The following is a 5202-nucleotide window of genomic DNA, read 5'->3' as shown; positions in this document are numbered from 1 at the left end:
TTCGCTAAACTCAAAGAAAATCGACGCTTAGCATTACGATTTGAGAAATCCGATCTCTCTTTCCTTGCCTTTATAGCTTTAGCATCTATTAAATACAACCTTTGTTAACAGTGCCTATGATATAGAGCCTTTATTAATTTTTGATGATGGGGTGTTTACCTATATGAAATTCAGGAATAATAATTCAGTTATACCAGCTATTTTTGTGGTACATGAAGATGGCTCTGAAGGTCTTGTGAATTATAGGATGAATGGTGATTACGTAGTAGTAGAAATGCTGGCAGCGAGGTTTACACTCAGGTATGGTAAACAAGCCGCTTGCGTCTTTAATGAAGTATATGGTAAAAATTACTAATTCATGGCAAATTTTGTATTAGTCTATTATAAGCAACAAGTATACTAAGTATCAATGCTTAGAATATCTGCTACCTTGAATTCTGAGTCTTTATGACATTATTTTATTGCTATGTTGCTTGAGCTCAAATCAGTTTCTAAGTCTTTCCTGAATTACTGTGTTATACGTGATGTTAATATAGTAATTGAGCCTTATACATGCATTGCAGTGTTAGGTAGGTCTGGTTCTGGTAAAAGCACTATACTACATATAATGTCTTTAATGGAAAAGCCTACAAGTGGTAAGGTAATTTTATCCGATCTGGACTGCTCAGCTTTAAGTGAATCAAAATTATCATCTATAAGAAGAGGTAATGTGGGCTTTTTGCATCAATACCATTACCTTCTTCCAGACCTTTCGACACGCGAGAATATAGAACTTGCTCAGCATATAACTGGTAATTATTCGGTCAATATTGATTCATTACTACATGAACTTGGCATATATGAGCAAAGTAATAAATTTCCTAGCTCTTTATCTGGTGGGCAATCTCAAAGGGTAGCTTTTGCAAGGGCCATTGCCTCTAGTCCTAAAATTATCTTTGCGGACGAACCTACAGGGAGCTTAGATAGAGAAAATTCGACCATTGTCTTTAAAATGATTATTAAAGGCGTAAGAGAAAAAAGATATTCCGCAGTTATAGCAACTCATGATGAAAGCATAATTGATATGGTAGATGTCTGCTACTATGTAGAAAATGGTCGTATACATGCGAGAACCTAAATTAATATAAAAAAATTAAAATATAATTTATTCAGCCAGTTAACTTGAGGTATTCAAAAAGAGAAAATCATTTAGGTAGTTAATCTTGCTTCAAATCAACTTTCATTATTATGGATGATTTTAAACAGGTTTAAAGTACCCAATTGATCTTTAAAACATAAGCGCTGTTGTGATATAATTGAATAGCAGTATAAGCATTGAAGAATTTACAACTGCGGAAATTGTGGCATTACCAACACTTTTTGCACCTCCCAACGCGTTCATTCCACAATAACAACCCATAGAGGTAAGAATCGCGCCAAATATCACAGCCTTTATAAGCCCAGATATCACATCGCTCATTTGTATGAAGCTATATGTATCTTCTATATATGATAAAGTCGAAAATCCAAGTTTTTGTGTTGCAACTATACAGCCACCCATTATACCTATTGAATCTGCTACTAAAATAAGAAGTGGCGTCATTAACATTCCAGCAATTACCCTTGGTATAACAAGATACTTAATTGGATCCACGCCCAGTGTATATAGTGCATTAACCTGATCAGAGATCTTCATACTGCTGAGCTCTGATGCTATAGATGAAGAGATTCTACCTGTTAGCATCAAGCCCCCAAGGACAGGCCCCAGCTCTCTGGTTATAGATATTGCCACAACTGATGCAACCGCGCCTTCTGCGCTGAGTCTTGAAAATCCAAGATATGTTTGAAGCGCTAAAACCGCACCTGTAAACAAGGCAGTAAGACCTATAACCGGTAGTGAATAATAACCTATTTCAGCGCATTGTTTCAAAACCTCTTTCAAGAAAAATTGCCTTGAAAACAGAGATTTAAATATTTCCAGAATAAAGAGGAAAAAACCACCAATACGTGCAGAAAAATTTAATGTATATCTACCAATTAGATTTAAAAGAAACATAACCCGCATTTCAATACGATTAATTAGATAACAATATTTCTAACAATGAAAATAGATAAATTCTAGCTCTGATTCAGAGAATTTATCTTATTCATTAGGTTATCTTGATAGAAAGGCTCTTCATCTACATAAAACCTTATTTCTGGGGATGATCTTAATTTTAATTCTTGGGATAATAAAAATCTTATTTTTTGTGAAACAAGCTTCAGTTCCTTTGAAATTTTTTGACCATCCGAAGGTTCGATACTAGAGATATAGATACTAGCCATCTTCAGATCCTTTGTAATATCTACTCGCGCAATACTAAATTTATACAACGGTATTGAGAGGTATAGCTTCCCGGAGGCGAGAATACCATATAGCGCTTTTTGAATAACGCTTGAGAGCATAAGCTGCCTTCTTGATTTATCTTCCTTGCCCATATCAGTCTAAAAAATAGCGCGAGTATAGCAACATTAGTCTATTTAGTCACCACCATACAGTGAAATTGCTGACCTGTATATATAATGCAGAATCATTTTATTTTAGTAACTAGATAGCATCTCAATCACTTGATATATATATAGCGTAATGTTATGATGTTGCGGTAAATAGATGCTATCAGTAGTTTTTTTATGTATAGACAAATTTTCGTATTAATGTGTTTATCGAGTCAAGCAGGCTACGCATCCTATACTAGTTATATTGGCATGAATTGTGGAGCTGGTATTTCAGGTAAAATTGGTAATTATGAACTTTTTAAAGATGATAGTGGTCAAATAGTTTCCCTAAAAGGAAAAAATCTTAAGGCACTTTTCATGAATGCATTTTGGGGGGTGGAATATGGAAATTTTGGTTGTGAATTAGAGATGAATGCATCACTACCTTCTGATTATAAGGACCACATAATTGTAGATAATAACCGAGGGCAAAGTATATTTCAATTCACACAGAAATCTAATCTTATTGGCTCAGCCTTTGCTAATATATTTCTCAAAGTGAGTTTAGTGGAATCTCTACATGCATATTTAAGCGGAGGGATTGGGAGCTCTTACTATAATGTAGGTGATATGAATGTAGGTGACAAAACAAGTTCTTATATTTCACATCGAGGGTCTCCTTTGGTGAATAAAGCGTTCGCTTGGAATATAGGGTGTAGTATTAAATATAATTTAAGCGAACATATCTCTATAAACTTAATTAGTTATAAATACTATGCACTTGGAACCTTCAATACAATGAAAAATACTGAGGACGGAAGCATATTGAGTGCAAATATGAACATGCATCAAGTAAGCACTGGACTAGTTTTTGAATACTAATTTTTCTCAATCCGTTTGTGATGTCAGGCATAATTTTAGCAAAGGCGTTATTATATGCAGCGTTATATTTTTTAATAAGTTATTAATTTTTATATTAATTAATCATGGCAATACTAGGTAAAAAACAAAAAGATAGCATTTTTACAAGTGGTGGTAGGATAACAATTACCGATAGTGATAAAAATGTTCTCTATGATAAAGGATCCTCTTCTACTAATGGTGGGGGAAGCAGCAGTACGGGTGGCTACAACTGGTATAGAGCTGATGAGGGTTATTCTGATACTCGTCAGCGCAACCCATCAGATTATGGAGATTATTATTATAACTATCAATCATCATCCACACCTGGTGCCGCGAAGAACGATCATCGAGATTCTTCTAAGGATGGAAACAATTCTAATAATAAACAAGAATCAAGTGACAGTGAGATTATCATTAAGCTAAAATCGATATTTGAAAATACAATCATATATACAATCACACATAAATTTGAGATTAAACAACATACTATCACTACATATTATCAGGAGCTTAGTAATGATAATAAGATTTATCTAAAATTAGAATACATTTCTAATTTTCTCAAAGAGAACAACTCTACGGTTGGAATATATAAACAAGGTAATTTTATAAAATTTGATTACAAGCAGAGAAACAAAATCGCTTTAAAGATATCAGCTGATAAGGAACATCCTGCTAATTATAGCAAGAATACTTATAGTAAAATTCATGCATTATTTAATGTATGTGTAGATGATATTGAGTTTAATGATTTCCGTTCTTGTAACAAAGGTGTTAATTGTGAAGAGAAGAACAAGGATAGTAAACTTAAGAACGTAAGGGATAATAATTATTATCATACTGATTGGAATAAAATGAAGGATAGTGAGATTAAATTCGAATATAGCGATACGCTAGATAAAGAGTTTCATGTAGCTATTACAAAAAAATTTAAAGAACTTAAAATTAACCACTGCGAAGCTAAGAAATATATATTTGATTACTGTGATATAAAAGATAATCATCATAATGAGTTCTGCGATATGGAGCTTCAGAGTTTATTTTTTCACCATGTAACAGACGGTAATTGTCATATTAATGATTATATGTAGGGTTCTTTATAGAAAAAGATTTCCTAATTTAAGGGTAGATAATATCCACGCTATAGAATGGTAACAAATTATTGCAAAGTATTACCATTCTATGGGCACTTTAGGTGGTAACAAAGGTGAACGATCCTCTTGATCCACATCTAGGCTAAAGAAGAGCCATCCTGGGCCTATGAATGTATGCCCGCCATGCACATCTGTATCTTCTAATGAGCTGAACGTATCTGCAGAATTATCTGGAGGCTCAATCCCCGGATTAGGTTGTATGATACCTAAATTATCCAAATCTACATTAATTCCATAATTAGGAGATTTAATAACTATACTACCAAAAAGAACATCTCTACATTTTATAAACATGTTAAGTATTGTGGTTATTAATGGATAATTTGATAAAAAGCCCTCCCCTTCTACATTTTTCCAATACCCATGTAATATAGCAGCAACTCTGAATCTCCCATCTATTGCTTCAGGTGCACATAATACCTGCACCATCTTATATATATATTGAATCCCAAAAAATTTTGCAAAAGTACTGCGGTCCTTACACAAAAACTCATCTCTGTCATGCTTACCGCGCTGCACATTGTAATATTTCTCAAATTCCCTAGCTGTGGTTTTAAATATATGTTCACGATGCCCTATATCGCTATATATATAGGCACTGTTAACAAAGGTTTTGCCAAATAATGGAAAAGATGCAATATTATATTGGAGGCGATAAATATGGTATTTAGATGGATAAAAGGTTGTTTCC

7 protein-coding genes are annotated in these 5202 nt (G+C 33.5%); 4 read left to right on the top strand and 3 right to left on the bottom strand.

Annotated elements, in window-relative coordinates; genetic code table 11:
* The first annotated feature begins 121 nt into the window (after positions 1-121).
* The gene (locus Cyrtocomes_RS05075) at positions 122-355 is read left to right on the top strand and encodes a TrbG/VirB9 family P-type conjugative transfer protein (protein WP_322498110.1); all 234 of its coding nucleotides are present in this window, start codon (positions 122-124) and stop codon (positions 353-355) included.
* 111 nt (positions 356-466) lie between these two features.
* The gene (locus Cyrtocomes_RS05070; protein WP_322498109.1) at positions 467-1117 is read left to right on the top strand and encodes an ABC transporter ATP-binding protein; all 651 of its coding nucleotides are present in this window, start codon (positions 467-469) and stop codon (positions 1115-1117) included.
* Between the two features lie 150 nt (positions 1118-1267).
* On the opposite strand, the gene Cyrtocomes_RS05065 is transcribed toward Cyrtocomes_RS05070, so the two are convergent.
* Together Cyrtocomes_RS05065 and Cyrtocomes_RS05060 are read right to left on the bottom strand one after the other, a co-directional pair.
* Entirely contained in the window at positions 1268-2035 is a 768-nt protein-coding gene (locus Cyrtocomes_RS05065; RefSeq protein ID WP_322498108.1) for an MlaE family ABC transporter permease, read from the bottom strand.
* 62 nt (positions 2036-2097) lie between these two features.
* Positions 2098-2457 (bottom strand): ribosome-binding factor A, encoded by a 360-nt coding sequence (locus Cyrtocomes_RS05060; RefSeq protein ID WP_322498107.1) that lies wholly within the window; start codon positions 2455-2457, stop codon positions 2098-2100.
* A 192-nt stretch (positions 2458-2649) separates the two neighbouring features.
* Between Cyrtocomes_RS05060 and Cyrtocomes_RS05055 the strand changes: the two genes are divergently transcribed.
* Together Cyrtocomes_RS05055 and Cyrtocomes_RS05050 are read left to right on the top strand one after the other, a co-directional pair.
* Complete coding sequence (locus Cyrtocomes_RS05055; RefSeq protein WP_322498106.1) at positions 2650-3336, top strand: outer membrane protein; 687 nt, start codon at positions 2650-2652, stop codon at positions 3334-3336.
* A gap of 104 nt (positions 3337-3440) precedes the next feature.
* Positions 3441-4448: a hypothetical protein gene (locus tag Cyrtocomes_RS05050; RefSeq protein WP_322498105.1), complete on the top strand. Its 1008-nt coding sequence runs from the start codon at positions 3441-3443 to the stop codon at positions 4446-4448.
* 81 nt (positions 4449-4529) lie between these two features.
* On the opposite strand, the gene Cyrtocomes_RS05045 is transcribed toward Cyrtocomes_RS05050, so the two are convergent.
* A partial coding sequence (locus Cyrtocomes_RS05045) for a hypothetical protein (RefSeq protein WP_322498104.1) occupies positions 4530-5202 on the bottom strand: 673 nt, incomplete at its 5' end.

The organism is Candidatus Cyrtobacter comes, from assembly GCF_034470605.1.
In the GTDB taxonomy this organism is placed as follows: Bacteria; Pseudomonadota; Alphaproteobacteria; order Rickettsiales; family Midichloriaceae; genus Cyrtobacter; species Cyrtobacter comes.
The sequence above is the reverse complement of the archived record's forward strand: the minus strand, read 5'-3'. Positions and strand labels throughout refer to the sequence as shown.

Bases quoted from the DNA above. Each gene is read 5' to 3' on its own strand.
- Cyrtocomes_RS05065 (WP_322498108.1), bottom strand. From the start codon at position 2,035: ATGTTTCTTTTAAATCTAATTGGTAGATATACATTAAATTTTTCTGCA.
- Cyrtocomes_RS05055 (WP_322498106.1), top strand. From the start codon at position 2,650: ATGTATAGACAAATTTTCGTATTAATGTGTTTATCGAGTCAAGCAGGC.
- Cyrtocomes_RS05060 (WP_322498107.1), bottom strand. From the start codon at position 2,457: ATGGGCAAGGAAGATAAATCAAGAAGGCAGCTTATGCTCTCAAGCGTT.
- Cyrtocomes_RS05070 (WP_322498109.1), top strand. From the start codon at position 467: ATGTTGCTTGAGCTCAAATCAGTTTCTAAGTCTTTCCTGAATTACTGT.
- Cyrtocomes_RS05050 (WP_322498105.1), top strand. From the start codon at position 3,441: ATGGCAATACTAGGTAAAAAACAAAAAGATAGCATTTTTACAAGTGGT.